The sequence below is a fragment of the Rhizobium sp. Leaf321 genome, assembly GCF_001423215.1.
GTDB classification, from domain to species: Bacteria; Pseudomonadota; Alphaproteobacteria; order Rhizobiales; family Rhizobiaceae; genus Neorhizobium; species Neorhizobium soli.
In genome coordinates this window covers 1,004,463-1,030,222 of sequence record NZ_LMOF01000008.1, presented here as the reverse complement: position 1 = coordinate 1,030,222, position 25,760 = coordinate 1,004,463, and the positions used below count along the sequence as shown (strand labels likewise).

22 protein-coding genes are annotated in these 25,760 nt (G+C 61.8%); 14 read left to right on the top strand and 8 right to left on the bottom strand.

Translation table 11 applies throughout. The features are described from left to right. Nucleotides 1-61 precede the first annotated feature (61 nt). Nucleotides 62-1,087, bottom strand: coding sequence for an ABC transporter substrate-binding protein (locus ASF70_RS22120; protein ID WP_062582824.1), 1,026 nt, complete (start codon nt 1,085-1,087; stop codon nt 62-64). Between the two features lie 213 nt (nt 1,088-1,300). Between ASF70_RS22120 and mqo the strand changes: the two genes are divergently transcribed. From mqo to ASF70_RS22100, 4 genes are all read left to right on the top strand, one after another. Beyond that, nucleotides 1,301-3,007, top strand: a complete 1,707-nt coding sequence (gene mqo / locus ASF70_RS22115) for a malate dehydrogenase (quinone) (RefSeq protein WP_062582822.1) — start codon at nt 1,301-1,303, stop codon at nt 3,005-3,007. A gap of 159 nt (nt 3,008-3,166) precedes the next feature. After that, nucleotides 3,167-3,874 carry a glutathione S-transferase N-terminal domain-containing protein gene (locus ASF70_RS22110; RefSeq protein ID WP_062582820.1) on the top strand — a complete coding sequence of 236 codons (708 nt, stop codon included), beginning with the start codon at nt 3,167-3,169 and terminating at the stop codon, nt 3,872-3,874. Between the two features lie 50 nt (nt 3,875-3,924). Then, a complete protein-coding gene (locus tag ASF70_RS22105; protein WP_062582818.1) occupies nt 3,925-4,395 on the top strand; it encodes a GFA family protein in 471 nt (156 codons plus the stop codon). A 157-nt stretch (nt 4,396-4,552) separates the two neighbouring features. After that, nucleotides 4,553-5,089 (top strand): SH3 domain-containing protein, encoded by a 537-nt coding sequence (locus ASF70_RS22100; RefSeq protein WP_062455533.1) that lies wholly within the window; start codon nt 4,553-4,555, stop codon nt 5,087-5,089. A 4-nt stretch (nt 5,090-5,093) separates the two neighbouring features. Here the strand turns inward: ASF70_RS22100 and ASF70_RS22095 are convergent, their stop codons facing one another. Next, nucleotides 5,094-6,428 carry a D-alanyl-D-alanine carboxypeptidase gene (locus tag ASF70_RS22095; RefSeq protein WP_062455530.1) on the bottom strand — a complete coding sequence of 445 codons (1,335 nt, stop codon included), beginning with the start codon at nt 6,426-6,428 and terminating at the stop codon, nt 5,094-5,096. 514 nt (nt 6,429-6,942) lie between these two features. Here ASF70_RS22095 and ASF70_RS22090 point away from each other — a divergent pair. After that, nucleotides 6,943-8,034: a hypothetical protein gene (locus tag ASF70_RS22090; protein WP_156461907.1), complete on the top strand. Its 1,092-nt coding sequence runs from the start codon at nt 6,943-6,945 to the stop codon at nt 8,032-8,034. A gap of 42 nt (nt 8,035-8,076) precedes the next feature. Here ASF70_RS22090 and glpK read toward each other — a convergent pair whose 3' ends face one another. Beyond that, the gene (gene glpK, locus ASF70_RS22085; protein ID WP_062582814.1) at nt 8,077-9,570 is read right to left on the bottom strand and encodes a glycerol kinase GlpK; all 1,494 of its coding nucleotides are present in this window, start codon (nt 9,568-9,570) and stop codon (nt 8,077-8,079) included. Nucleotides 9,571-9,818: 248 nt separating this feature from the next. On the opposite strand from glpK, the gene ASF70_RS22080 reads away from it, so the two are divergent. The 5 genes from ASF70_RS22080 (at nt 9,819) to xdhC (ending at nt 17,144) form a co-directional block, all read left to right on the top strand. Next, complete coding sequence (locus ASF70_RS22080; protein WP_082472015.1) at nt 9,819-10,769, top strand: sensor domain-containing diguanylate cyclase; 951 nt, start codon at nt 9,819-9,821, stop codon at nt 10,767-10,769. Between the two features lie 156 nt (nt 10,770-10,925). Then, the gene (locus tag ASF70_RS22075; RefSeq protein ID WP_062582812.1) at nt 10,926-11,702 is read left to right on the top strand and encodes a 3-hydroxybutyrate dehydrogenase; all 777 of its coding nucleotides are present in this window, start codon (nt 10,926-10,928) and stop codon (nt 11,700-11,702) included. A gap of 716 nt (nt 11,703-12,418) precedes the next feature. Continuing rightward, nucleotides 12,419-13,891, top strand: a complete 1,473-nt coding sequence (xdhA, locus tag ASF70_RS22060; RefSeq protein WP_062582805.1) for a xanthine dehydrogenase small subunit — start codon at nt 12,419-12,421, stop codon at nt 13,889-13,891. After that, a complete protein-coding gene (gene xdhB / locus ASF70_RS22055) occupies nt 13,891-16,230 on the top strand; it encodes a xanthine dehydrogenase molybdopterin binding subunit (protein WP_062582803.1) in 2,340 nt (779 codons plus the stop codon). The genes xdhA and xdhB overlap by 1 nt, the downstream gene beginning before the upstream one ends. 32 nt (nt 16,231-16,262) lie before the next feature. Next, nucleotides 16,263-17,144, top strand: a complete 882-nt coding sequence (xdhC, locus tag ASF70_RS22050) for a xanthine dehydrogenase accessory protein XdhC (protein WP_062582800.1) — start codon at nt 16,263-16,265, stop codon at nt 17,142-17,144. Here xdhC and ASF70_RS22045 read toward each other — a convergent pair. Next, entirely contained in the window at nt 17,126-17,305 is a 180-nt protein-coding gene (locus ASF70_RS22045; protein WP_156461906.1) for a hypothetical protein, read from the bottom strand. The two genes, xdhC and ASF70_RS22045, sit on opposite strands and share 19 nt — an antisense overlap. Before the next feature lie 161 nt (nt 17,306-17,466). Here ASF70_RS22045 and ASF70_RS22040 point away from each other — a divergent pair, with 161 nt between their 5' ends. Next, entirely contained in the window at nt 17,467-18,363 is an 897-nt protein-coding gene (locus ASF70_RS22040) for a LysR substrate-binding domain-containing protein (RefSeq protein WP_244474105.1), read from the top strand. A gap of 13 nt (nt 18,364-18,376) precedes the next feature. Here ASF70_RS22040 and ASF70_RS22035 read toward each other — a convergent pair whose 3' ends face one another. The 3 genes from ASF70_RS22035 to ASF70_RS22025 all read right to left on the bottom strand — a co-directional run bounded on the left by ASF70_RS22035 (nt 18,377) and on the right by ASF70_RS22025 (nt 21,333). Further along, nucleotides 18,377-18,751, bottom strand: coding sequence for a hypothetical protein (locus ASF70_RS22035; RefSeq protein WP_244474116.1), 375 nt, complete (start codon nt 18,749-18,751; stop codon nt 18,377-18,379). 191 nt (nt 18,752-18,942) lie between these two features. Then, the gene (locus ASF70_RS22030; protein ID WP_062582792.1) at nt 18,943-19,326 is read right to left on the bottom strand and encodes a response regulator; all 384 of its coding nucleotides are present in this window, start codon (nt 19,324-19,326) and stop codon (nt 18,943-18,945) included. Then, the gene (locus ASF70_RS22025; RefSeq protein ID WP_062582790.1) at nt 19,327-21,333 is read right to left on the bottom strand and encodes a GAF domain-containing protein; all 2,007 of its coding nucleotides are present in this window, start codon (nt 21,331-21,333) and stop codon (nt 19,327-19,329) included. Nucleotides 21,334-21,545: 212 nt separating this feature from the next. Here ASF70_RS22025 and ASF70_RS22020 point away from each other — a divergent pair, with 212 nt between their 5' ends. Then, nucleotides 21,546-22,466, top strand: a complete 921-nt coding sequence (locus tag ASF70_RS22020) for a sensor domain-containing diguanylate cyclase (protein ID WP_062583169.1) — start codon at nt 21,546-21,548, stop codon at nt 22,464-22,466. A 5-nt stretch (nt 22,467-22,471) separates the two neighbouring features. Here ASF70_RS22020 and ASF70_RS22015 read toward each other — a convergent pair whose 3' ends face one another. Next, on the bottom strand, nt 22,472-22,900 hold the full coding sequence (locus tag ASF70_RS22015; protein ID WP_062582788.1) for a GFA family protein: 429 nt from the start codon (nt 22,898-22,900) through the stop codon (nt 22,472-22,474). Nucleotides 22,901-23,083: 183 nt separating this feature from the next. Between ASF70_RS22015 and puuD the strand changes: the two genes are divergently transcribed. Together puuD and guaD are read left to right on the top strand one after the other, a co-directional pair. After that, nucleotides 23,084-24,325: a urate hydroxylase PuuD gene (gene puuD, locus ASF70_RS22010; protein WP_062582786.1), complete on the top strand. Its 1,242-nt coding sequence runs from the start codon at nt 23,084-23,086 to the stop codon at nt 24,323-24,325. A gap of 8 nt (nt 24,326-24,333) precedes the next feature. Beyond that, complete coding sequence (guaD, locus tag ASF70_RS22005; protein WP_062582785.1) at nt 24,334-25,647, top strand: guanine deaminase; 1,314 nt, start codon at nt 24,334-24,336, stop codon at nt 25,645-25,647. The last annotated feature ends 113 nt before the right edge of the window (nt 25,648-25,760 follow it).

The window sequence follows — 25,760 nt, the reverse complement described above, 5'->3', positions numbered from 1 at the left end:
TGCCGCCCGTTCTGCCGGCCCGTATGCCGGCTTTGCTGCGGGATCGGTCGCTGCGTTTCGCTCACTTCAGGAGACCAAGCGCCTTGAGCTGCGAGGCCACCTGTTCGGCGCCGTAGATCGTGCGGATCGTCGGGTTCATCGCCTGACCGTCCATCACCACCATCGCCTTGTTCTTGACGGCCGCGATCTGGCTGACGGCCGGATCGGTGGTCAGGAACTTGATCTTGGCGTCCGGCTTGTCCAGCTCCCAACGGTTGCGGTCGAGATTGGCGACCACGATCACATCGGGATTGGCAGCGATGATGCTTTCCCATCCAAGCGTCGGCCATTCGGCTTCCGCCGTCACGGCATTCTTGCCGCCCAAGAGATCGGCGATAAAGCCGGAGGCCGCGTTCTTGCCGCCGAGATAGGCATCGGCGGTCGGCGACTGGCTGGAGAACCAGAACAGGTAGGAGAGTGTCTTGCCGTCCTTGGCAACGCTCGAACGAAGGGCTGCCTCACGCGCCTTGAAATCGGCGATGACCGCTTCGCCACGCTCGGAAACGTCGAAGATCTGCGAAAGCTCGGCGATCTCCTTATAGAGCAGGTCCATATTCCAAAGCTGGTCGCGGCTGCCGTATTCGTTCTTCACCTTTTCGGTGGAAAGGCAGGTGCTGGGCGAGATATAGGTGGGGACGCCGACTTTCTCGAAATCCTCGCGCTTGGCAACCTTGCTGGTCGGGCCGATCAGGCTCGGCAGCGCGGCGGCGGCAAAATCCGGGTTCTGCGCCAGAATGCTCTCGAATGTCGGGAATTCGACAGTCAGCAGCTTCACCTTGGCATTGGCTTCTTCCAGTTGCGGCAGAACCTTGCTCGGCCAGAAAGCGGTTCCGACCATCCTGTCCTCGAGCCCGAGCATCAGCAGGATTTCCGCGCTGTTCTGGCCAAGTCCGACGGCCCGTTCCGGGGCCTTATGGAAGGTGACGGAAGCGCCGCAATTGTCGATCGTCAGCGGGTACTGGGTTGCCGCCTCGGCAAGATCGGCAGTCGCGAGACCAAGAGCGGCGCAAAGGCCGGAGACGGCCAGAAGAGACTTAATCGCTGTCACGAGAGTGGTTCCCTATTGAAGGACGATGGGCGCACGCGCCCTATATCCACGCCGCCGGATCAAAACAAGATGAATTCAATCATCTTTTGAAGAACAGCCGCCGCGTCACGCTGTCCTACCGACAAAATGCCGCAACGGGGGCTTGTCGGTCTATGATAAATCCCTTAGAGACCGCCGCGGGAGGAGCGAAACACCAACAATTCCGAGGTGGCGATGCCTTCCAAGAACAATAACATTTCGTCCTCCACAAGCGGCATGGCGGTCAGCCGTCGCCAGCTTCTCGGCTCCGCTGCGGGCGGCGCTGCTGCACTTGGCGCGACGACGCTTCCGAGCTGGGCGCAAACCACCTCTCCCGAAAAGACGGTCGACGTTCTCCTCGTCGGCGGCGGCATCATGAGCGCCACGCTCGGCGTTCTCATCTCGCAGCTCGAGCCGACCTGGACGATCGAAATGATCGAGCGCCTCGACAAGGTCGCGATGGAAAGCTCCAACGGCTGGAACAACGCCGGCACCGGCCACTCGGCGCTCGCCGAACTCAATTATTCGCCGATGGACAGCAACGGCAATGTCCAGATCAACCGCGCAATCGAAATCAACGAAGCGTTCCAGGTCACCCGTCAGTTCCTCGCCCACCAGGTGGATGTCGGCGTTCTGAAGGATCCGCGCTCGTTCATCAACTCGACGCCGCACATGAGCTTTGTCTGGGGCGAAGACAACACCGCGTTCCTGGCCAAGCGCTTCGAAGCGCTGAAGGCGAGCCCGCTCTTCTCCGGCATGGAATTCTCCAACAATCACGCCAAGATCGCCGAATGGGTTCCGCTGATGATGGAAGGCCGTGACGCGAACCAGAAGCTCGCCGTCACCTGGAGCCCGCTCGGCACCGACGTCGAGTGGGGCGAAATCACCCGCCAGTACGTGGCGCACCTGAAGGCCCAGCAGACGTTCACCCTGCGCACCTCGTCGGAAGTCGACGACATGCAGAAGAACGACGACGGCACCTGGACGGTCAGCTATTCCAACCGTGACACCGGCGCATCCGAAACGGTCCGGGCGAAATTCGTCTTTATCGGTGCCGGCGGCGGCGCATTGCCGCTTCTGCAGATGTCCGGCATTCCGGAAGGCGACGACTATGCCGGCTTCCCGGTCGGTGGCTCGTTCCTCGTCTGCGACAAGCCTGAGATCGTCGAACGCCACCTTGCCAAGGCCTATGGCCAGGCCGAGACCGGCGCTCCGCCGATGTCGGTGCCGCATCTCGACACGCGCGTGCTCGAAGGCAAGCGCCACATCCTGTTCGGCCCCTTCGCCACCTTCTCGACGAAGTACCTCAAGGAAGGCTCGCTGTTCGATCTGCCGGCTTCGGTCACGCTCGACAACATCTGGCCGATGGTCAAGGTCGGCACCGACGAGTTCGCGCTCGTCCAGTATCTCGCCGGCCAGCTGATCATGTCCGACGAAGACCGCTTCGAAGCGCTCAAGGTCTACTTCCCCAATGCCAAGGCCGAGGACTGGCGCCTGTGGCAGGCCGGCCAGCGCGTGCAGATCATCAAGCGCGATCCCGTCAAGGGCGGCGTGCTGAAGCTCGGCACCGAGATCGTCGCAGCCAAGGACGGCTCGATCGCAGCCCTTCTCGGCGCTTCGCCTGGCGCCTCGACCGCAGCCCCGATCATGCTCGACGTTCTGAAGAAGGTGTTCGCCGAAAAGCTGAAGACACCGGAATGGCAGGAACGCGTCCACACGATCGTTCCGAGCTACGGCCAGAAGCTGAACGAGAACCCGGACATGCTTGCCAAGGCATGGGCCGCCACGGAAGCCCGTCTGCAGCTGGCCATCGCCTCCCCGGCGGTCAACGCAGCAGCCGCCGCCAGCGCAACGGTAACTCCCGCTGGCGACGTCAAGAAAGTCCCGGACATCGCTTTGTAATCGCGGCGGCCTGGACGGAATGAATGGAGCCGGGTGTCCGCAAGGACGCCCGGCTTTTTTGTGGTGCAATTCGGGCTGACAGCCACGGAAACGTTTCCTCTTTTCCACGGACAGTCACCGAACTAGGGTGTTCTGGATAGTTCAACCCGAGGATCCCCCATGGCCGATCTTTCCGCTTATCCGATCACCACCCGCTGGCCCGCCCAAAACCCTCAAGTCCTTCAGCTCTATTCGACGCCCACGCCGAATGGCGTGAAGGTTTCGATCATGCTGGAGGAGACGGGCCTGGCTTACGAGCCGCATTTCATCAATATCGGCGCGAACGAGACCTGGGAGCCGGAGTACCTGTCGCTCAACCCGAACGGCAAGATCCCGGCAATCCTCGATCCGGATGGTCCCGGCGGCAAGCCTCTGGCGCTGTTCGAATCGGGTGCGATCCTGATCTATCTTGCCGAAAAGACGGGACAGTTTCTGCCCGCCGACCCGGCCGGCCGTTACGAGGCGATCCAGTGGGTGATGTTCCAGATGGGCGGGCTCGGTCCGATGTTCGGCCAGCTCGGATTCTTCCACAAATTCGCCGGCAAGGATTTCGAAGACAGGCGCCCGCGTGACCGATACGCCAAGGAGAGCGCCCGGCTGATCCGCGTGCTGGAAACACGGCTCGCCGGTCGCGACTGGGTGATGGGCGACGAATACACGATCGCCGACATTTCCATGCTCGGATGGGTTCGCAACCTGATCGGCTTTTACGGTGCCGGCGACCTCGTCGGCTATGAAGAGCTTGTCCATGTGCCGAAATGGCTGGAACGCGGCCTAGCCCGTCCCGCCGTGCAGCGCGGACTGGATATCCCGAAACGCCCCGCCTGACATTGTCAGCATGATGCGCTATCTCCTCGGGATCACCTGAGGAGATCACCATGCCGATGCCGAAACTGCCGATCGTTGGGTCCTGCCGCTGCGGCGAAATCCGCTTCCGGATCAGCGCAGCGCCGCTGGTCACGATGGCCTGCCACTGCAAGGGGTGCCGGAAGATGAGCGCCAGCGCCTTCTCCTGCTCGGCCGCCATTCCTGCCGATGGTTTCGAGGTCACAGCGGGAAAGCCTGTCATCGGCGGCATGCATGGCGACGACGTCCATCACTACCACTGCTCGCGCTGCAAGAGCTGGCTCTACACGAAGGCGACAGGGATGGACGGGTTCGTCAACATCCGGCCGACCATGCTGGACGATGCCGACTGGTTTGCGCCCTTCATCGAAACCTTCACCTCGACGAAATTCCCCTGGGCAAACACGGGCGCCACCCACAGTTTTGCGGAATTTCCGCCGATGGACGCTTACGAAGGGCTCGTCGGGGACTACCGGGCGCAGGCCGGGAGCGACGACCGATAACCCCATCGTGAGTGCATTGTGTTCCCGTTGGTGGCGTTGATTAACGCGCTGCTAACCACGACCGACTTGAATGCCGCAGCCGGCCTTAGCTGGCTGCAGCAACGATGGCGGGTTGATGAAAACAAACGGAAAAATCGGAACGCGCGCCAGAAGAGCCTTGCCCGCTCTCCTGGTCCTGATCGCCATCCTGGCACCGGTCGAAACGGGGGGCAGCGTGCCGCAGGCGCAAGCCGCGTTCAACGACGGCTGGAAGAAAGGCCGCTCGACCGGGTTTCCGATCCCCCGCTTTGTGTCGCTGAAATCACGAACGGCGCATATGCGCGTCGGACCCTCGCTGGATCACCCGACATCCTATGTCTATTCCGCCCGCGGCCTGCCGCTTGAGATCATCGAGGAATACGGAAACTGGCGGCGCGTGCGTGACCAGCAGGGCGCGAGCGGCTGGATGTTTGCAGCGCTTCTCTCCGGCAACCGCACCGCCGTGGTCGGCCCCTGGATCAAGGAGACGGTGCCGTTGCGCATCGCGCCCGCATCCGACGGGCGGCCGGTGGCGCAACTGCAAGCGGAGGTGAAACTCGATATCGTCAGGTGCGACGGCCGCTGGTGCCGCGCGCAATTGCAGAACCGGCGGCTTGCCGGCTTCGTCAGACAGGCGGACCTGTGGGGCGTCTATCCCGGCGAAACGATCGAGTAAGGCCTCAGCGCACCACGAAACAGGTCATCGACTTCGCCTGCAGCGAGGCGCAGGCGCTGGCGGCAACCTCACGGCTGGCAAATCCGACAAACCGTGCGCGAAAATACTCGCGGGCGCCGTCCTTGTAACCCTCGACGCTTGGTGCCGCAGGGCCGAACCCGCCTGCGAGAACCGGCAGCGCCCGCTCCAGCATCGCGGTGGCTGCCCTGCGGCTGCCGGCGGCGGCAACCTGGATGCTCCAGCCTGCGGCGTTCGACGCGGCATCCACCTGCGACGCAGCGCTCGACGCATCGGCGACCCGCGCGGAAGGCAAGGGAACCGGCGGTTCGATACCGGTGCGCGACTGGGTTCTGCCGCCGGCACTGGCAGCGACAGTCCTCTGGCTCGACGATGCCATGCCGGGAGAAATCTGACGGCGCGGCTGTTCGGCGTAGGAGAGGACCTGGCCCGCCGCCGGAGCTCCCGCCTGGCCCCCAGGCTGGACGCCGGGACGCTTTTGCGGCTCCGCCGTCGCCACAAGCGCACCGCCTGCCGGCCGCATCGGGTTGGTATACTGATCGAGCAGCGCCGCCATCTGGTCATCGCGCTTGCGGGCGGACTTGCCGCCCATCACCACGCCGATATAGCGCTTGCCGTTGACGACAACGGCGCTTGCCAGATTGTAGCCGGAGGCGTTGACGAAACCGGTCTTGATCCCGTCCATGCCGGGATAGCGGTACATGAGATTGTTGTGGCCGCGGATGGTCCGGCCGCGGAACACGAACGACCGCATCGAAAACAGCTGGTACTCGCTCGGATAGTCGCGGATCAGCGACAAAGCCAGGATCGCCATGTCGCGGGCGGTGGTGATCTGGGCCGGATCCGGCAGGCCGGACGCATTGCGGAACACCGTCTTCGACATGCCGAGCGCCCGCGCTTTCGCCGTCATCATCGTCGCGAACCGTTCTTCCGAACCGCCAAGACGATCGCCGAGCGCCGCCGCCGAGTCGTTGGCGGATCGGATGCCGGTGGCAAGCACCGCCTCGCGCACGGACAGCGTCTCGCCGGGCTTCAGTCCCAGCTTGAACGGGATCTTCGACGCCGCGTTTGGCGTCATGACGATCTGCTCGTCCCAGGTCATCCGGCCGCTCTTGATCGCCTCGAAGGTGAGATAAAGCGTCATCATCTTTGTGAGCGACGCGGGGTGATTGAGCACGTCGCCATTTTCGGACGCAAGAATCTTGCCCGCGCTCACATCATAGATGAAATGCGCGTAACCTGCCTGCGCCTCGGTCCGGCCGGCAGCGACCGCCAAGCATGACACCAGAAAAAACGACAGAACACGCAGCAGCCGAACCATTCTACACCTTCTCGAATTTGCGGTGCGACCATAGGCGAGCGATACCGGCATGAAAATGGCGCTGCCGAATTTTACCCGGTATGACGTGTCTTTTTATGGGACACCGATCGGACGGCGACCGCGGCCTGCGCTGATCCAGTCGGAACGGATCGTCTTGTGCGAAGACGATAAATAAGCAAACCGTCCGTAAGATACTGCTCAAACTGCGGGCGGACGACAGCGCGAGAAATAAATCCTGACCGATTGTCGATGAATACATCGATCTGCTAAGAACAGTTCCACAAACCGGGGGCGGTTGACGGGATTGGGGCAGCCATTGCAGACCTATAGAAAAAACAACGACGCCGACAGGCCGGCAAGCATAGTCTTGTTTGCCGCAACGCTTTTGAATACGGCCCTTGCTTTCTCCAACAGCCTACTGTTTCCGGTCAATTCGACTATCGCGTCCGTCGCTCAATTAGCGATTACTGCAGCAGCGATTGCTGTTGCTGTCCTGCGGCGGCCGCAGCTTCCGTTGAGCTTCTGGATCGCCTGCGCCTGCCTTGCTGTTTTTGCACTCTTGGCGTCGATCTGGAACGAGCTCAATTCGAAACATTACTACGACCTGATGGTCATCCCGATCTTCATCATCTTCGGAAGTGTCATCAGGCAATTTCCGTTCAAGGCCTTCAAGCTGATCATCGCTGCGGTCGGTGTCATCTGCTTTCTGGATGCGTTCCTGGTCGGCCTCTATACCACGCTGTTCAATCCCCTCTCGTTCTTCCGCAACACCCGCGTCTGGGTCTCCGACCAGCTCGCCAGCGGCTCGGACGAGATGGGGCTTTATCTCGGCGCCAACCGCGGCGGCGGAAGTTTCTTCGGCTTCCTGACCGATCACCGGATCGGTGGACCGTTTCTGGAACCTCTGTCGCTCGGATATTTCGCAGTCGTCGCCTGCATGTTCTTCGCCGTCTGGTTCCGGCACTACCCCTGGCAACGCGCGGGCGCATTTGCCGCCTGCCTGGTCCTGGCACTGCTGGCCGACTCGCGTGTGCCGTCCGCCATGATCATTCTCTTTTTCGGCCTCTCATGTCTCCAGTCGCATATCCGAATGGCATGGTCGGCTTGGGGTCCGGCCATCGTGCTGGTCGCGGCATTTTTCTTCTACATGATGAGTGATGGCCGGCTTGCCGAGTCCGAAACCCCTCGACGCATCGCCATCACATTCGATGTCGTCACCAGTACCAACATCTTCGAGTTGTTCTCGGGCGCCTTGAACGTGAGCCGGTTCGGCGACAGCGGTATCCTCTATCTCGTCTACGCTGCCACACTGCCAGGCATGTTGCTCTGCCTCTACCTCTTTTCAGGCGTCCTGACTTCGACCCGCCTGACGCCGCCAATCCTGCCACTGATGGCATCGATCTACATCACCACGACGGCGCTGTTCGGCGGCGCGTTTCTCTCGATCAAGACGTCCGCACTTTTGGGAATCATGCTCGGAGCAGCATCGGTCGGCGCAGTTCGTTCCAAGTCGAAAACACGATCGATGCGGAAACAGCCGGCTCCATTCAGTCAACCCGGCTACAAGCCCGACCTGGGAGCGGTCGATCAACAAGCGACAAATTGACTGGTGCTAGATAAGCAAGAGGGCTGAGGCCAAAATACCCCTTCACCCCTTCGTCAACGTCCGCCTCACCGCGTCCTTCCAGCCCTTGATCTTGGCAACCCTCGTCTTCGGGTCCATCTCCGGCTCGAACCGGCGTTCCATGGCCCAGCTTTTGGCAAATGCCTTGCGGTCGGGCCAGACGCCGGCTTTGGAGCCGGCGAGCCAGGCGGCGCCGAGGGCGGTGGTTTCGAGGATCTTTGGGCGGTCGACCGGCGCGTCGAGGAGGTCGGAGAGGCGCTGCATCGTCCAGTCGGAGGCCACCATGCCGCCATCGACCCTCAGCACCGTGTCGCCGCTACGGTTCTTCCAGTCGCGGCACATGGCGTCCAAGAGGTCGCGGGTCTGGTAGCAGACGGCTTCGAGTGCCGCGCGGGCAATTTCCGCCGGTCCTGTCGCGCGCGTCAGGCCGAACATGGCGCCGCGCGCCTCCGCATCCCAGTGCGGCGCGCCCATGCCGGTAAAGGCGGGCACCAGATAGACGTCCTGCTGCGGATCGGCCTTTGCGGCGAGATCTCCCGATTTTGACGCCTTGTCGATGACGCCGATTCCGTCGCGCAGCCATTGCACGGCAGCGCCCGCGATAAAGATCGAGCCTTCCAGCGCATAGGTCGTCTCGCCGTCAAGCCGGTAGGCGATGGTGGTGAGCAGCCGGTTCTTCGAAGGCACCATGTCGCGTCCCGTGTTGAGAACGGCGAAACAACCGGTGCCATAGGTGGATTTCATCATGCCCGGTTCGAAACAGGCCTGACCGATCGTTGCCGCCTGCTGATCGCCCGCAACGCCCAGGATCGGGATCTCGGCGCCGAACAGGGATTTTTCCGTCACGCCGAAATCGTCGGCGCAGTCCTTCACCTCGGGCAACATGGCGGCCGGGATCTTGAGGATATCAAGCAGCGACTGGTCCCAGGCATTGTCGGCGATATTGTAGATCAGCGTGCGCGAGGCATTGGTGGCGTCGGTGACGAAGCTCTTCCCCCCTGTCAGCCGCCAGATCAGAAACGTATCGATCGTGCCGAAGCAGAGTTCGCCCTTTGTGGCGCGCGCCCTCGCCCCCTTCACATTGGACAGCAGCCAGGAAAGCTTGGTGCCGGAAAAATACGGGTCGAGCAACAGGCCGGTGCGCTTCGAGAATGTCTTTTCGAGACCCTCGCGTTTGAGCTTTTCGCAATAGGATGCAGTGCGGCGATCCTGCCAGACGATGGCGTTGTGGATCGGCTTGCCGGTCTGGCGGTCCCACACGACGACGGTCTCGCGCTGGTTGGTGATGCCGATTGCGGCGATCTGCGATGCCTCAAGGCCTGCGGCCTTCAGCGCCTGCTTGACCGTCACGAGCACGCTCTCCCAGATCGCTTCCGGATCGTGCTCCACCCAGCCCGATTTCGGAAAGATCTGCGGAAACTCGGTCTGGCCGACACCGGCGATCTGCATTGTTTCGTCAAACACGATTGACCGTGTCGACGTGGTTCCCTGATCGATCGCCAGGATGTAACCCGCCATGCTGCCCTCCCTCACCATTTGCGCGTTGATCACGGTTTGAGCAGATGCCGCCGTCGCCGTCAAACCGCAACTCCCCGCCATGGAGGCTGGAATCGAGCGGGTGCCGCACCGTTATCCACAGGATCAGAGGCGAAACTGCTAAATTTCGCATTTGCCTTTTTGAGCGAGCGCCCTCTTTTGGACGCACCCATAGCTTTATGCGGTCTTTGGACCCCGCAGGGGGACTTGTATCTTCAAAAGGAGCCGGGATGAATCCGACCCCCCCGATGGCGCTGCAGCCTTTCAGGAAATCACTGACGGCCAAGATCTTCATGATCTGCTTTTTGTCCATCCACGTGCCCTTGATCGCCGTGATCGCCTATCTCGCGATCGGTTTCGAAACCCAGCCGCTCACGCTTCTTCTGTTGCTGCTCGGCGCCACGCTGATCGGCACCGTGGCCTGCCTTTCGGGCCTTTGGCTGCTGCTGCGGCCGCTCCGCAGCCTGACGCGCGCGGTCAAAACCTATCGCGACGAAGGTCAGCCGGTGCGGATGTTTTCCAAAGCCGATGATGAGATCGGCGTGCTCGCGACGGCTGTGACCTCGATGGTCGCCGAAGTCGAAACGCTGATGCAGAAGCTGCGCCACCAGGCGATGACCGACCCTTTGACCGGGCTTGGCAACCGCCGCTGGCTGAGCGAACGCGTTGCGCAGGAACTGGCACGCGCCGAGCGCCAGGCGGAACCGATCTCGGTCATCCTGTTCGATCTCGACAAGTTCAAGACCATCAACGACAGTCACGGACACGATGTCGGCGACCAGGTTCTGGTGGCAGCCGGCGAAATTGCCACCAATTATGTCCGCCCCTACGATCTCGCGGCGCGGATCGGCGGCGAGGAATTCTGCATCGTCTTGCCGAAGACGACCGAGACGGAGGCCGCCGATATCGCCGAGCGGTTGCGCGCAGCACTCGCGAAGACCACCGTCACGCCGCTCGCGCAAGGACGTCTCACCGCAAGCTTCGGCGTCTACCAGGGGGAGGCCGGCGAGAGCTTCGCACAGATGCTGCGGGTGGCCGATACGCTGCTCTACGACGCCAAGCAAGGCGGGCGCAACCGCGTGCGTCAGGCCGCCAGAAACACGGCCGGCAACCCGGCGCGATCCCCGTCTCACGCGCAGGCGACCCATGCCGCAACCGGTGCGGGCAAGCCGGCAAACTGAAGCTTGCTGCACGGGCAAGGCTGGCGCCTGGCCCTTGCTCGCTCCCCTTCTTTCGGCACTCCTTGGCAATTGCCAGGGCGCAAGGTTTGAGCGTACCTTTCCGGTCGAGGCACCGCTCAAGCGCGGGCGCTTTGGCCTAGGGAGGGTTTTATAAAAATGGCAAGAACCGTCGTCGTCACCGGCTCAACGTCCGGCATCGGTCTCGGCATCGCAAAGGGTTTTGCAGCCGCGGGCGATACGGTCGTGATCAACGGCTTTGGAGAAAAGGACGCAATCGAGGCCGCCTGCCGGATGCTCGACGAGGCGGGTGCCGCAACCGTCCTCTACCACCCGGCCGACATGACCAGGCCCGGCGAGATCGAGGATCTGATCCGGAGCACGGCGAAGACATTCGGAACGGTCGACGTCCTCGTCAACAATGCCGGCATCCAGCATGTGGCAAAGATCGAGGATTTTCCGCCGGAAAAATGGGACCAGCTGATCGCCATCCTCCTGTCATCCGCCTTCCACACGATGCGCCACGCGATCCCGCTGATGAAAACGCAAGGCAAGGGCCGCATCATCAACGTCGCCTCCGCCCACGGCCTCGTCGCCTCGCCGTTCAAATCCGCCTATGTGGCCGCCAAGCACGGCATCATGGGCCTTACCAAAAGCGTGGCGCTCGAAGTGGCGCAATCCGGCATCACCGTCAATGCCATCTGCCCCGGCTTCGTGCTGACGCCTCTGGTCGAAAAACAGATCCCCGCCCAGGCCCGCGAAAAGGGCCTCAGCGAAGCGCAGGTGCGAGACGAAGTGCTGCTGCGGCTACAGGCTACGAAGGAATTTGTCGCGGTCGAGGACGTGGCCGCCGCGGCGCTGTACCTCGCGAGCGATGCGGCAAGAAGTATCACGGGCACGCACCTCTCCATCGATGGCGGATGGACGGCGCAGTAGGTTGGGCGTGAAAGACGATGGGGAAGGTCTCGCCCGTAGCGCATTCCTGGCACCCCCGTTTCCCTCATCCCTGTGCTTGTCACAGGGATCCAGTCACGCGAAGTCTTTCGCGTGAAAGACTCTTCCGCGTCGCGGACGCGACGCTGCTGGATTCCTGTGACAAGCACAGGAATGAGGAGAGGTTGGGTGGTTGCCGCGGCGGAGACGTCCGGGTGGATGCCGCGCCGGAGACGTTGGGTGGTCGCCGCGACGGAGACGTTGGGTGGTCGCCGCGACGGAGACGTTGGGCGGGGGTCGCGGCCGAGACGTTGGGCGATCGCTGCAACGAAGACGTCGGACAACTGCTTCGCCGGAAACGCCCACTTCCGCGTCCCCGCCAAAAATATCTCCATCGACGGCGACCGCACTGCGCAGTAGACTTGCGCGAAGCATTCGATGTGGGTGACGCCAGCCAAGACGGCGCCCACCCCCGCTACCCTCATTCCTGTGCTTGTCACAGGAATCCAGTCACGCGAAGTCTTTCGCGTGAAAAGGTCCTTCCGCATCGCGGACGCGACGCTGCTGGATTCCTGCGACGAGCACAGGAATGAGGGAGGTTGCGCGGGTGTCGCGGCGGAGACGTCGGGGCGTCGCGGCAGAGACTTTGAGCGGATGCCTCGGCATCCGCGCCAATGAAATTGACAGCAGAAGCCGGGAACGGCGGACGAAGGAGACAGATGAGTTCAGCGATCCGCTTCATTCTCAACACGGAAGAGTTGAGCCTTGGAGATTTCGGCCCCACGGAAACGCTTCTCGATTATCTGCGCCTCAGAAGGCGGCTGACGGGGACGAAGGAAGGGTGTGCCGAGGGCGATTGTGGTGCCTGCACGGTGCTGGTGGGGAGGCTGAGCGAACGCGGCCTGATCTATGAAAGCGTCAATGCCTGCATCCGCCTGCTCGGATCGCTGCACGGAACCCATATCGTCACGGTCGAACATCTGGCCGCAAAGGATGGCGTTCTGCATCCGGTGCAGCAGGCGATGGTCGACTGTCATGGCTCGCAATGCGGCTTCTGCACGCCGGGCTTCGTGATGTCGCTTTATGGGCTCTGGCTTTCCAACGAACAGCCGTCGCGCCAGGACATCGAAAGCGCCTTGCAGGGCAATCTCTGTCGCTGCACCGGTTACGAGCCGATCGTGAAGGCGGCCGAACAGGTGGCGGAAAGCCGCCCGAGCGCGCTGTTTGATCCGCTGGAACGCGACCGCACCGAAATCATGGGCAAGCTTTTCTCCATGCAGTCGGCGACCGACACAATCGTCGTGGAGAAAGACGGCGCCCGCTCCATCGTTCCGGCCTCGGTCGAGGCCTTTGCCGAAGTCTTTTCCCAAAACCCTGATGCAACCGTCGTGGCCGGTGCCACCGACGTCGGACTGTGGGTGACGAAGCAGTTGCGGCTGCTTGATCCTGTCATCTTCATCAACCACCTCAGCGAGTTGAAATCGATCACCATCGAGGATGGAGGGGTCTCCATCGGCGCCGGCGTCAGTTATGCGGATGCGCAAGGCGTGATGGATGCGGTGGTTCCCGCCATCGGCCGGTTGATCGACCGGATCGGCGGCAGCCAGGTGCGCAACATGGGCACGATCGGCGGCAATATCGCCAACGGATCGCCGATCGGCGACACACCGCCGCCCCTGATCGCGCTGGGCGCCGAACTGACGCTGCGTTCCCATTCCGGTCGCCGCACGATGCCGCTCGAAAATTACTTCATCGCCTATGGCAAGCAGGACCGGCAGCCCGGCGAGTTCGTCGAAAAGATCGTCGTGCCGCGCCCGGCAGAGGATAGCCATTTCGCCGTCTACAAGATTTCCAAGCGTCGCGACGAGGATATTTCGGCGCTGTGCGGCGCGTTTTACCTGATGCTCGATGCGGAAGGGCTGGTCGAGGAGATCCGCATCGCCTTTGGCGGCATGGCGGCGATCCCGAAACGGGCGACCCATGTGGAGGATATGCTGAAAGGACAGCCCTGGAGCTGGGGCGTGGTCTCTGCCGTGCGCGACGCGTTCGATGCGGATTTCCAGCCTTTGACGGACTGGCGGGCAACCGCTGAATACCGCAGCCTGACCGCCAAGAACCTGCTGACGCGGTTCTTCCTGGAGACAGCGGGAGCACCGAGCGAGTTGCACCGGTTCGAGCTGGAGGAAGCATGATGGACAATACAAGCTTTCCGATGAAGCCCGTGATCGACGGCCCGATGCATGTGTCGCTAAAGCATGATTCGGCACACAAGCATGTGACCGGACAGGCCGAGTATATCGACGATATTCCAGAACCCGCAGGCACGCTGCATGGCGGGCTGGGCCTTGCCGATCGCGCCCATGCGCAGATCGTCTCGATCGACCTCGAAGCCGTGAAAGCAGCCCCCGGCGTCGTCTGGGTGATGACGGCAGAGGATATTCCGGGGGCCAACGACGTCGGCTCGACCGGACGCCATGACGAGCCGCTGTTGGCGACCGATCTCGTGCAGTTCCACGGCCAGCCGATCTTTGCGGTGTTTGCGGAAACGCGCGACCAGGCCAGGCGTGCAGCACTGCTGGCGAAGATCGAGTACCGCGACCTTCCCCACTGGAGCGACATCGCAGGGGCCCGCGACAATGGCGCGCCGTTCGTGACCGAGCCGATGACGCTGAAACGCGGCGAGCCTCAAGCCGAGATCGGCAAGCCGCCGCTTCGCGTGCAGGCCTCGATGGAAATCGGCGGCCAGGAGCATTTCTACCTCGAAAGCCACATCGCCTTTGCCATTCCGGGCGAGGACGACGACGTGATCGTCTGGTCCTCCACCCAGCATCCGAGCGAGGTGCAGCATATGGTGGCGCATGTGCTGGGCGTGCCGAACCATGCGATTGAGGTCCGCACACGACGCATGGGCGGCGGTTTCGGGGGCAAGGAGACCCAGGGCAACCAGTTCGCAGCCCTTGCGGCCGTCGCGGCAAAGAAGCTCAACCGGGCGGTCAAATTCCGGCCGGACCGCGACGAGGACATGTCGATGACCGGAAAGCGTCATGATTTCCGCGTCGATTACGATATCGCCTTCGACGAGGACGGCCGCATCCATGCGGTCGACGCGACCTACGCGGCGCGTTGCGGCTTTTCCGCGGATCTCTCCGGTCCCGTCACCGACCGGGCGCTGTTTCATGCGGATTCGAGCTATTTCTATCCGCATGTGCACCTGACCTCGCAACCGCTGAAGACCCACACGGTTTCCAACACCGCCTTTCGCGGGTTCGGCGGGCCACAGGGCATGCTCGGCGCCGAACGGATGATCGAGGAAATCGCCTACGCGGTCGGCAAAGATCCGCTCGAGGTAAGGAAACTCAATTTCTACGGAAAGCCCGGCTCCGGCCGCACCACGACACCCTATCATCAGGAGGTCGAGGACTGCGTCATCGCCCGCATTGTCGAGGAACTGGAACAGTCGAGCGACTATCAGGCGCGGCGCCAGGCGATCCTTGAGTTCAACGAGCAAAGCCCCGTCATTCGCAAGGGCATCGCGCTGACGCCGGTCAAGTTCGGCATCTCGTTCACGCTCACCGCCTACAATCAGGCCGGCGCGCTGGTGCATGTCTATAACGATGGTTCGATCCACCTGAACCACGGCGGCACCGAGATGGGCCAGGGTCTCTATACCAAGGTGGCGCAGGTCGTGGCCGACGCCTTCCAGGTGGATATCGACCGGGTGAAGATCACGGCGACCACCACCGGCAAGGTGCCGAACACATCCGCGACGGCTGCCTCTTCCGGCTCCGATCTCAACGGCATGGCCGCCTACGATGCCTGCCGGCAGATCAAGGAGCGGCTGGTGGATTTCGCCTGCCGGCAGTGGAAGGTGGACAAGTCGGAGGTGGAATTCCTGCCCAACCGCATCCGCATCGGCGGCGACACGGTGCCCTTCGATACATTCGTGAAGGCCGCCTATTACGACCGGGTCCAGCTTTCTGCGGCCGGTTTCTACAAGACGCCGAAGATCCATTGGGACCGGGCGGCCGGAAAGGGCCACCCGTTCTACTATTTCGCCTATGGAGCCTGCGTGTCGGAAGTCTCGATCGACACGCTGACCGGCGAGTACATGATGGATCGCACCGACATTCTCCATGATGTCGGCAAATCGCTCAATCCGGCGATCGATATCGGCCAGATCGAAGGCGCCTTCGTGCAGGGCATGGGGTGGCTGACAACCGAAGAACTGTGGTGGGACGCCAAGGGTCGCCTCAGAACGCACGCGCCCTCCACCTACAAGATCCCGCTCGCCTCAGACCGGCCGAAGATTTTCAACGTGCAGCTGGCGGAATGGTCGGAAAATGCTGAACCGACCGTCGGCCGCTCGAAAGCCGTGGGCGAACCGCCGTTCATGCTGGCGATCTCGGTTCTCGAAGCGATCTCGATGGCGGTGGCAAGCGTTGCCGACTACACCGCCTGCCCGAGGCTCGACGCGCCCGCGACGCCGGAAAGGGTGCTGATGGCAGTCGAGCGGATGAAGGCGTTGGGGTGAGCCGCGATGCTGCAGCCGCATGAGCCCCAACCATGACCCTGCCGCTTGCCGCGTTTCTCGCCGCCAACCCCGCATCGGTCCTCGTCGAGATCACTGAGGCGAAGGGCTCGACGCCGCGTGAGCGAGGTGCGTTCATGCTGGTCAGCAGCAGTGCGATCTGGGGCACGATCGGCGGCGGCCAGTTCGAATATATGGCGATCGACAATGCGCGTGCCATCCTGGCAGGCTTGGGCGCAGCGGTGATGGATATTCCGCTAGGGCCTGAGATCGGCCAGTGCTGCGGCGGTCGCACGAAACTCGTGTTTACTGTCGTGACGCCTGAAGTCGCTACGGATCTGCAAACCCGTATGCGCCGCGAAGAGGACACGCGCCCCGAAATCTACCTGTTCGGCTGCGGCCATGTGGGTCTGGCGCTGGCACGCGCCCTCGTGCCCCTGCCCTTTGCCGTCACGGTCATCGAGACACGCGCCGAGGCGCTGGAGGGACTGCCGCTAGAAGTGTCCGCAAGGCTGATTGCCATGCCGGAAGCGCATGTGGCGGAGATTGCGCCGGGTGGCGCGGCTGTCATCCTCACCCACGACCATGCGCTGGACTTCCTCATCGCCGAACGGGCGCTTTTGCGGGGAGACCTCGCCTATGTCGGCATGATCGGCTCTGCCACCAAGCGAGCGACATTTTCGAACTGGCTGCAGCGGCAGACGGAGGATCGTGACGCGAGTGCGGCAATGATGGCCCGGCTGACGCTACCGGTCGGCAATGTCTTGGCTGACGGCAGCGTCAAGGACAAGCGCCCGGCGGTGATCGCAGCGCTGGTCGCCGCCGAACTGTTGCACCGCGTCCCGGCCCAGCATCCGGTCGAAAGTGTCTCGGCGCGTTCTTCGGTCTCACACGCGGCTCACGGAAAGCGCTGGTAGCGATCCACCTCGGCCCACGCCTCGGAACGGAAGCGACGCTTGACGGTGCTGGGCGAGATCCTCTCGTCGAGCAGACCGAAGGCCCGCAGTTCGTCCTCGCTGACATTCTCCACGTCGCACCGCTGGCGGGAGCCCGAGATCATCGATGTCAAAAAAACCACGCTTGTTTTCAGGCGCAGAAATGCAGCGCGCAAACCACTGAACATGGCCGCTTCTCCCTTGTTGAGTCATCACTGATTTGATGTTTGTGCTTGGAAGATGCGCGCAAAAATTCTCCGTTTCCAATGGAACATCCGTCTGGATGGATGAAGAGGGCTTATCCATGAAAATGTCGACGAACTTTCCGCTGAACGCCCTTCGCGTCTTCGAAGCGGCAGCGCGGCACCTAAGTTTCACCAGGGCCGGCGAAGAGCTGGGCATGACGCAGACGGCCGTGAGCTATCAGATCAAGCTTCTCGAGGAGACTTTGGGCGACCAGCTTTTCCTCCGCCGGCCGCGACAGGTGACATTGACGGCGGCAGGCGAGCGGCTGGCACCAAAAATATCGGAAGCGTTCGGCATCATGGACGAGGCTGTGGCGGGAACGAAGGAACTGTCAGAGAGCACGCTGGTCATCCACACGACCGCGACATTCGCATACCGGTGGCTCGCCCCTCATCTCGGCACATTCCAGATGCAGAACCCCGACATCGCGGTGCGGCTCGAAACCTCGCAGACCGTGGTGGACTTCACTCGGACCGAAGCCGACGTGGCGATCCGCAGCGGCACCGGCCACTGGCCGGGACTGACGTCACATTTCCTGATGAAGAGCGACTTTACGCCGATGCTGAGCCCCGTGCTGGCCGAAACCATCGGCGGCGTTCGCGAGCCGGCCGACATCCTGAAGCTGCGGCTCATCGACCCCGGCGATATCTGGTGGCAGCTGTGGCTGGCAGCGGCCGGCGTTCCCGCTGACGATCTCGCGGGGCGTCCGATCAGCCGGTTCGGGGCACAGGCTTTCGAGGCGGCGGCCGCGATCGCCGGACAGGGCGTGGCGATCCTGAAGCCCGAATTCTACGCCGACGACGTTGCACTCGGACGACTGATCCAGCCGTTCGAACTGAGGGCCTCGGACGGCAACGACTATTGGTTCGCCTATCAGGAGACGCGGCGGCATTCGAAGAAGATCCGCGCCTTCCGTGATTTCATGCGCCTCATGATGCCGAGTTTCCGAGACTGATCATGCTGGTCGTTCAAAAGCCCATGTCGGGTGCGTAGAAACAGCGCAGCGTGTCTTCCGTCGGATAGAGACAGATGTGATATTCGGAATCGGTGCTGCGACGGGCCGCGCTCTGCGGCAGCTGGAAATCATGGGTGCGGGTGACCAGACGGTGGTCACCGGGCTTCAGGATGATTTCGTAACCGCCGCTTGTGATCCTGACATTCCTGGTCGGGATCCTCTGGCAGTCGCCGGTATGATTGTTGCCGTTGCAGCAGTAGGACTCGTATTTGAAGCCGCTCACGGCCTCGTGCGCCCGCCCCTGTGGAATGGGAATGCCGCACGTGGATACACCGGATACAAACGCAATCACCGCGCCCGTTGGAAGGCACCGCCTGCTCGGCGTCATGTCGCTATGCATAAGCCTGTTCTCCGTTGATGAATGTCATCTCCGGCGACGCGCTCAACGCAATACCCGGCACCGCCGGAGAACTTGCAAAGCTTACAATACGCGAGTCGGCTGGTGCCGCTAAACAAAATAGTGCGGCGCACAACTTGCGTATTAGATTTTTCTTAAGGAACCTACACTCAGGCAGGCATTCAGAGGTGCGAGACCATCCGGTGCAGCTGAGCGGCGATCTTGGCGGCATCGTAGGGCTTGCTGTAGAACACGCTGCGGTCCGGCATATCGTCCTTGCCGAGCTTCACATGGCCGGACACGATGATGATCTCGATCGGCGGCCAGCGGTCGCGCACCATGGCGGCCAGCCGCATTCCGTTCATGCTGCCCGGCATATCGATGTCGGTAAAGACGATGCGGATATCCTTACGGTCCTGGAGAATTTCGACTGCCTGATCGGCACTTCGAGCCTCGACGGCTTCGAAACCGGCTTCTTCTACGAGGTCCGTCGCCATCATCAAGAGCAGCGGTTCGTCCTCAACTACGAGTACGACGTGCCTTGAAGGCGGGGTAAGTGATCCCATTCAGATATCTGCCTGCTGGAGCTGAGGGAGAGACGCGTGCATCTGGGCGACGAAGCCCGATGGTTCATAACGAACGTTAACGCCGCCTGTTCCGGCCAGTCCCATACGAATAAGTTTCGATCCAAACCCATTGGCCTGCGGTTCGGCAACCTGGGGCCCGCCGCTTTCCTGCCAGCTGAAGTTGAACGACGAAAGATCGCCCTCGCCTTCCACGTGCCAGTTAATGGCAACGCGGCCTGTCGTGTTGGAGAGACTGCCATACTTGATCGCGTTGGTGGCGAGCTCGTGCAGCACGAGCGACAGCGACAGCGTACCCTTGGGTCCAAGCATGATCGGGTCGCCGACAATGTCGATCCGCTCGCGCACGGAGAGACGGTCAAGCGTCTTTTCAACGACGTTGGAAACGGGGGCACTACTCCAGTTGCGCTCGAGAAGGATTTCGTGTGCGGTGCTCAGCGCATGCAGGCGACGCTCGAAAGCGTCCACGTGGTTGCGCTCCTTGACCGGACGCAGGGTCTGGGAGGCGATGGCCTGCACCATGGCAAGCGTGTTTTTCAGACGGTGCCCGAGCTCACGCTGCAGGACCATCTGTTCGGCCTCGGCATGCACGCGGGCAATCGCGGCCTGGATGCGATCGCCAAAGCTGCGCAGGAAGGCCAGTTCTTCGGTGCTCCACGCATAGGGATGCGTGTGGTGGGCGAACACGACCAGATTGAAACGCCCCTGATCCATGATCGGCACATTGACGAGGACGCGGATATCCAGATCCAGCAGTGCCTGCGCATTGTCGCGGGTTCTCGGGTCCTGCGTGACATCGGGGATGACGACGGGGTTGCCAAGCCTCAGATCGTTGATGAACGAGCCGTAATCGCGGAAGTGATGCCGGCCGGAAAGAGACACGACACCGGGCGCCGTCCATTCCGGCTGCATCAGCACCGTCTCGTCAGCAAGGTTGACGATGCCGAAACCGGCGCGGGTGGCATCCAGTGCCTTGGCCATCAGGTCGGCCGCCGCCATCGCCATGGACTCTGTGTCGGTCAGATGATTGAGACGGTCGCCAAGATCGAGCAGAGCCTGGACGCGGGCGGCCGCCCGCTTGATGACTGTGACGTCCTTCACCGCACCGATCATCTTGATCGGCCGTCCGCTCTCGTCGTGAACGAAACTGGCGGTGCGCGAAATCCAGCGGATTCCGACATCCGTGTTAATGCGATACTCGACGTCGAGCGAATCCGTGGCCTCCCGCCGGCCGAGGTCACTCGACTGCAAGCCCCGGTCGCTCTCCACGACCATTCCCTCAAACAGGGAGGACGGATAGATCGGTGCGACGGGCAGATGGAAGATGCGGCAAAAGGCCGGCGACGTCTTGGCCTGACCGGTCTCGATATCCACTTCGAACGTGCCGACGCCGCCAGCCTCCTGGGCCGCCAGCGTCTCGTTTGCAGCGGCCCGCATATGCGATGTCAGGCTCTTCTGCCGGCGAAACAGATCGTCCTTGCGCTGCGACAGCCGGCGCGCTTCAAACAGCGCAATCACCTGGCCTGCAAGCGCGCGCAGTCCTTCGCGCTGTTCGTTGTCGAGACCGTGCGGCCGCGGCACACTGTCGATGACGCAGAGGCTGCCGATGGTGATATTGTCGGGTGTGATCAGCGGTGCGCCCGCGTAAAAGCGGATGAATGGCTCGCCGGTCACCAGCGTGTTGTCGCGCGTGCGCGGATCGTCCTTGAGATCGGGAATGATCAGAAGATCGGAACTGGCGAGCGCATGGCGGCAGACCGACTGGGAGAGCGGCGTTTCAGACGGGCTGAACCCGACACGCGCCTTGAACCACTGGCGTTCCGCATCGACAAGACTGATCAGCGCCACCGGCGCCTTGCAAAGCGCGGTGGCGATCTGGACGATCCCGTCGAACTCCGGTTCAGACGGAGAATCCATGATGTCGTAGGCTTCGAGGGCCTCGAGACGATCGAGAAGGGCGGCGTGTTCGTCGAGATCGGCGATGAGCAAGGGAAACTCTGAAAATTGCAATTGACGCTAAGATAGGGCGTAAAAATGATTTGTCACCACTGCACGGTCACTGCTGCTGCTCAACCGCGTATACCGCGGGTTGAAACAAATTGCCTAACCGATCATTCATAAGTAACAGCTAAGAAATACGCAGACAGAGACTCACATTCTGGGACATCATGGCCTTGAACGACGACGCGACGCTGCGGCAGATGGCCGGGCTGATGGAAGTTGCAGGCGTCCTGATCGCGGTGTTCGATCAGGACGACAGGCTACGTTTCGCCAATCGTGCGTTCCGGGACGCCTGGTGCCTCGACGAGAGCGAAAATCCGCTCTGGTCGGAGATGATGCGCCGCAATTTCCTGTCAGCACGCGGCACGGTCATCAAGGCGACGGATTTCGAGACATGGCTGCGCTCCACCCTTTCGCGGCGCGGCAAGACCGGCTTTCGCGCCTACGAAACCGACCTTCACGATGGTCGCTGGCTCTGGATGACGGAAACCATGCAGCCGAACGGCTGGATGCTGTGCGTTGCAAGTGACATCACCTCGATGCGCCCTGACGAAAGAACGCTCCGGCAGGACCGCGACGACGCGATCAGGGTCTCCCAGATCGACGAACTGACCGGCATTCCAAGCCGGCGGTTCGCGATGGCAAAGATCGACGATCTGTTGCGCTCGCAAGGTGGCGCGCCGTCGCAGCCGGCCGGATGCCTGGCCGTACTCGACATCGACAATTTCAAATATATCAACGACCGTTTCGGCCATTCGGTCGGCGATGCGGTGCTGAAGGACTTTGCCAAGACACTGCACAGCCATGTGCGAAAGACCGACGTACTCGGCCGTGTCGGCGGCGAGGAATTCGTGCTGATCCTGCCCAATGCATCACCGGAAAACGCGCTGACGATCGTCGGCAAGATGCTGGAGGCGGTGCGTCACTCGCGGCCCGTCGCGGAACAGCAGAGCTTCCGCTACACGTTTTCTGCAGGCATCGCGTCCGGCGACAGCGGCGATAGCGCCGCAGACCTCTACCGGCGCGCCGACTTGGCCCTTTATGCCGCCAAGATGCGGGGCCGCAACCAGGTCTGCCTCGATCCGGAAACACGCCTGGGACGGATTACTGCCGCTGTCTGACAGCCTCAGGATGTCGAGTATCTGAGGACACCTGCAATCCCCGAATTTGGATCGGCACCCGTATCGGTTGGATGACGGACGCCGTCCATGACCGTCACTTCGGGGAAATCGAACGGACTGACACCTTCGATGCAGGCGACATTGATGCCGAACTGCTCCGGATTTGAGCGTCGCTGGTGATGGGTATAGATGCCGCAGGTCTTGCAGAAATAGTGTTTCGCAGTCCCCGTATTGAACTGATAGAGCGTCAGGCTGTCCTCGCCTTCAAGGATGGTGAGATCGCTCAGCAGCGCAGAGGCAACGACGGCTCCCCGCATGCGGCAAAACGAGCAGTCACAGCGCCGGATCGTGTTGAACCCATCCGACAACTTGACCCGCAAGCGCACCGCGCCGCAGTGGCACGAGGCATGATGGGGTTCTGCGGTTTCGCTCATGGGTAGCTCCTCGATCCTGATACGCCCGAAAGCTAGTCCGGATGGACGGGCACGGCAACCTCGCCCGCTCCCCTCATTGCCATATGATCTGTATCGGAATGACGGTGGCGTCCGCCCCTCTTCCCTCTCCGCGATTTTTTCCCCAAAGTGCGCTGCAGGGGAACTGAATCGGGAACACACGGAATGTACGAATACGCGATCGCCTGGGAATGGCTGAGCTTTGCAGCGCGCTGGTTTCACGTCATCACTGCGATCGCCTGGATCGGCTCGTCCTTCTACTTCATCGCGCTTGATCTTGGGCTGGTGAAGCGGGCACATCTTCCCGTCGGCGCCTATGGCGAGGAATGGCAGGTGCATGGCGGCGGGTTCTATCACATCCAGAAATACCTGGTGGCGCCGGCGCAGATGCCGGAACACCTGACCTGGTTCAAGTGGGAAAGCTACGCCACCTGGCTCTCCGGCTTCCTGATGCTGTGTATCGTCTATTATGGCGGCGCAGACCTGTTCCTGATCGACCGCACGGTGATGGACCTGTCATCCCTGCAGGCGATCGGCCTTTCGCTGGCCTCGCTCGGTATCGGCTGGGTCATCTATGACCAGCTGTGCAAATCGCCTGTTGGCAAAAACACCTGGGCGCTGATGGGCATTCTCTACGTGGTTCTGGTTGCGATGGCCTGGGGCTACACGCAGATCTTTTCCGGCCGCGCCGCCTTCCTGCATCTCGGCGCCTTCACCGCCACGATCATGTCGGCCAACGTGTTCATGATCATCATGCCCAACCAGCGCATCGTCGTCGCCGACCTGATCGCCGGACGCACGCCCGATCCGAAATACGGCGCGATTGCCAAGCAGCGTTCGCTGCACAACAACTACCTGACGCTCCCCGTCATCTTCTTCATGCTGTCGAACCATTATCCGCTGGCGTTTGCCACCCATTTCAACTGGGTGATCGCGGCGCTGATCTTCCTGATGGGCGTGACGATCCGCCACTGGTTCAACACCACCCATGCCCGCAAGGGCAAGCCGACCTGGACCTGGCTGGTGACGGTGCTCCTGTTCATCACCATCATGTGGCTTTCGACGGTGCCAAAAGTGCTGATCGGCGAGACACAGATATCGAAAGCATCGGCCATGACGCCGATCCAGCAGACATTCGCATCCGACACCCATTTCGTCGCGGCACGCAATGTCGTCCAAGGGCGCTGTTCGATGTGCCATGCGGCGGAACCGGTTTGGGAGGGCATCACCTTCACGCCGAAATCGGTGAAGCTGGAAACCGATGCGGAGATTGCCGCCCACGCCCGCGAGATCTATATCCAGGCCGGCCGGAGCCACGCCATGCCGCCAGGCAACGTGTCCGCCATCACCCCCGAGGAGCGCCGTCTTCTCGTTGCGTGGTATGAAAGTGCGATAGCGTCGAAATAGAGTTTTAGATGACCGATACCCTGATCCGCGGCCGCCTTCTTTCATTCAAGCGTGCGCCCCTCGCGATGACCGATACCGACAGCTATTCGTACGAGCACGACGGCGCCCTCCTCGTGTCCGGCGGCCGGATCACCGCAACCGGCGACTACGCGCAGGTCAAGGCGCAGGCGCCAGCCGATATCGAGGAGATCGATCACCGGCCGCACCTCATCCTGCCGGGGATGATCGACACCCATGTGCATTTTCCGCAGATGCAGGTGATTGCGTCCTATGCCGGCAACCTTCTGGAATGGCTCAACACCTACACATTCCCCGAGGAATGCCGCTTCGTCGAGAGCGATCACGCGACGCGCATCGCCACGCATTTCTACGACGAGTTCCTGCGCCACGGCACGACGACGGCGGTTGCCTATTGCTCCGTCCACAAGACTTCCGCCGACGCCTTTTTCGCCGAGGCGATGAAGCGCAACATGTGCATGGTCGGCGGCAAGGTGATGATGGATCGCAATGCACCGCAGGGCCTGCTCGATACCGCCGAGATGGGCTATGACGAAACCAGAGCCGTGATTGCCGAATGGCACGGAAAGGGCCGCAACCACGTCGCCATCACGCCCCGCTTTGCCATCACCTCGACGCCGGGCCAGATGAAGGCGGCGGAAGCGTTGGCGCAGGAATTCCCCGACCTGTTCATCCAGACGCACCTCTCGGAAAACCACGACGAAATCAAGTATACTGCCGAGCTCTATCCGGAAGCGACGGACTATACCGATATCTATGCCCGTTACGGCCTGCTGGGGAAAAAGACGCTGCTCGGCCACGCCATCCATCTCTCCGAGCGTGAGGCAGATGCGCTGTCGGAAGCCGGCAGCATTGCCGTGCATTGCCCGACCTCCAACCTGTTCCTCGGTTCCGGCCTGTTTCCGCTGAAAGCCTTGAGGAGGCGCGAAAAGCCCGTCCGTGTTTCCGTCGCGACCGATATCGGCGGCGGTTCCAGCTATTCGATGCTGAAGACCATGGACGAGGCCTACAAGATCCAGCAACTGCTGGGCGAACGTCTCAATCCGCTCGAAAGCTACTACCTGATGACCCGCGGCAATGCGGAGGCGCTGGGCATGGAGGCCGACATCGGCACGCTCGACATCGGATCGATGGCCGACCTCGTCATCCTCGACGCCGAATCGACACCCGCAATGCGGCTTCGGATGGAAACGGTGAAGACCCTGCCCGAAGAGCTGTTCCTGCTGCAGACTATGGGCGACGACCGCGCGGTGGTGGAAACCTATGTTGCGGGCAAGGCGATGAAGACGGGGCTCGACGCGTGAGCGGCAACGCCGCGAAATGACATACGAACATCACCGCCATGCGCAACCTGCGCAAGAAACATTAAGAAAAGATCCCGCAATCGCTGCATGTTTCCAGTAATATCTCTATTTAA

Excerpts from the sequence above, each read along its gene's own strand:
- mqo (WP_062582822.1), top strand. The coding sequence starts at position 1,301 with ATGCCTTCCAAGAACAATAACATTTCGTCCTCCACAAGCGGCATGGCG.
- ASF70_RS22110 (WP_062582820.1), top strand. The coding sequence starts at position 3,167 with ATGGCCGATCTTTCCGCTTATCCGATCACCACCCGCTGGCCCGCCCAA.
- ASF70_RS22105 (WP_062582818.1), top strand. The coding sequence starts at position 3,925 with ATGCCGATGCCGAAACTGCCGATCGTTGGGTCCTGCCGCTGCGGCGAA.
- ASF70_RS22095 (WP_062455530.1), bottom strand. The coding sequence starts at position 6,428 with ATGGTTCGGCTGCTGCGTGTTCTGTCGTTTTTTCTGGTGTCATGCTTG.
- glpK (WP_062582814.1), bottom strand. The coding sequence starts at position 9,570 with ATGGCGGGTTACATCCTGGCGATCGATCAGGGAACCACGTCGACACGG.
- ASF70_RS22080 (WP_082472015.1), top strand. The coding sequence starts at position 9,819 with ATGAATCCGACCCCCCCGATGGCGCTGCAGCCTTTCAGGAAATCACTG.
- ASF70_RS22075 (WP_062582812.1), top strand. The coding sequence starts at position 10,926 with ATGGCAAGAACCGTCGTCGTCACCGGCTCAACGTCCGGCATCGGTCTC.
- xdhA (WP_062582805.1), top strand. The coding sequence starts at position 12,419 with ATGAGTTCAGCGATCCGCTTCATTCTCAACACGGAAGAGTTGAGCCTT.
- xdhB (WP_062582803.1), top strand. The coding sequence starts at position 13,891 with ATGGACAATACAAGCTTTCCGATGAAGCCCGTGATCGACGGCCCGATG.
- xdhC (WP_062582800.1), top strand. The coding sequence starts at position 16,263 with ATGACCCTGCCGCTTGCCGCGTTTCTCGCCGCCAACCCCGCATCGGTC.
- ASF70_RS22040 (WP_244474105.1), top strand. The coding sequence starts at position 17,467 with ATGAAAATGTCGACGAACTTTCCGCTGAACGCCCTTCGCGTCTTCGAA.
- ASF70_RS22035 (WP_244474116.1), bottom strand. The coding sequence starts at position 18,751 with ATGACGCCGAGCAGGCGGTGCCTTCCAACGGGCGCGGTGATTGCGTTT.
- ASF70_RS22030 (WP_062582792.1), bottom strand. The coding sequence starts at position 19,326 with ATGGGATCACTTACCCCGCCTTCAAGGCACGTCGTACTCGTAGTTGAG.
- ASF70_RS22020 (WP_062583169.1), top strand. The coding sequence starts at position 21,546 with ATGGCCGGGCTGATGGAAGTTGCAGGCGTCCTGATCGCGGTGTTCGAT.
- ASF70_RS22015 (WP_062582788.1), bottom strand. The coding sequence starts at position 22,900 with ATGAGCGAAACCGCAGAACCCCATCATGCCTCGTGCCACTGCGGCGCG.
- puuD (WP_062582786.1), top strand. The coding sequence starts at position 23,084 with ATGTACGAATACGCGATCGCCTGGGAATGGCTGAGCTTTGCAGCGCGC.
- guaD (WP_062582785.1), top strand. The coding sequence starts at position 24,334 with ATGACCGATACCCTGATCCGCGGCCGCCTTCTTTCATTCAAGCGTGCG.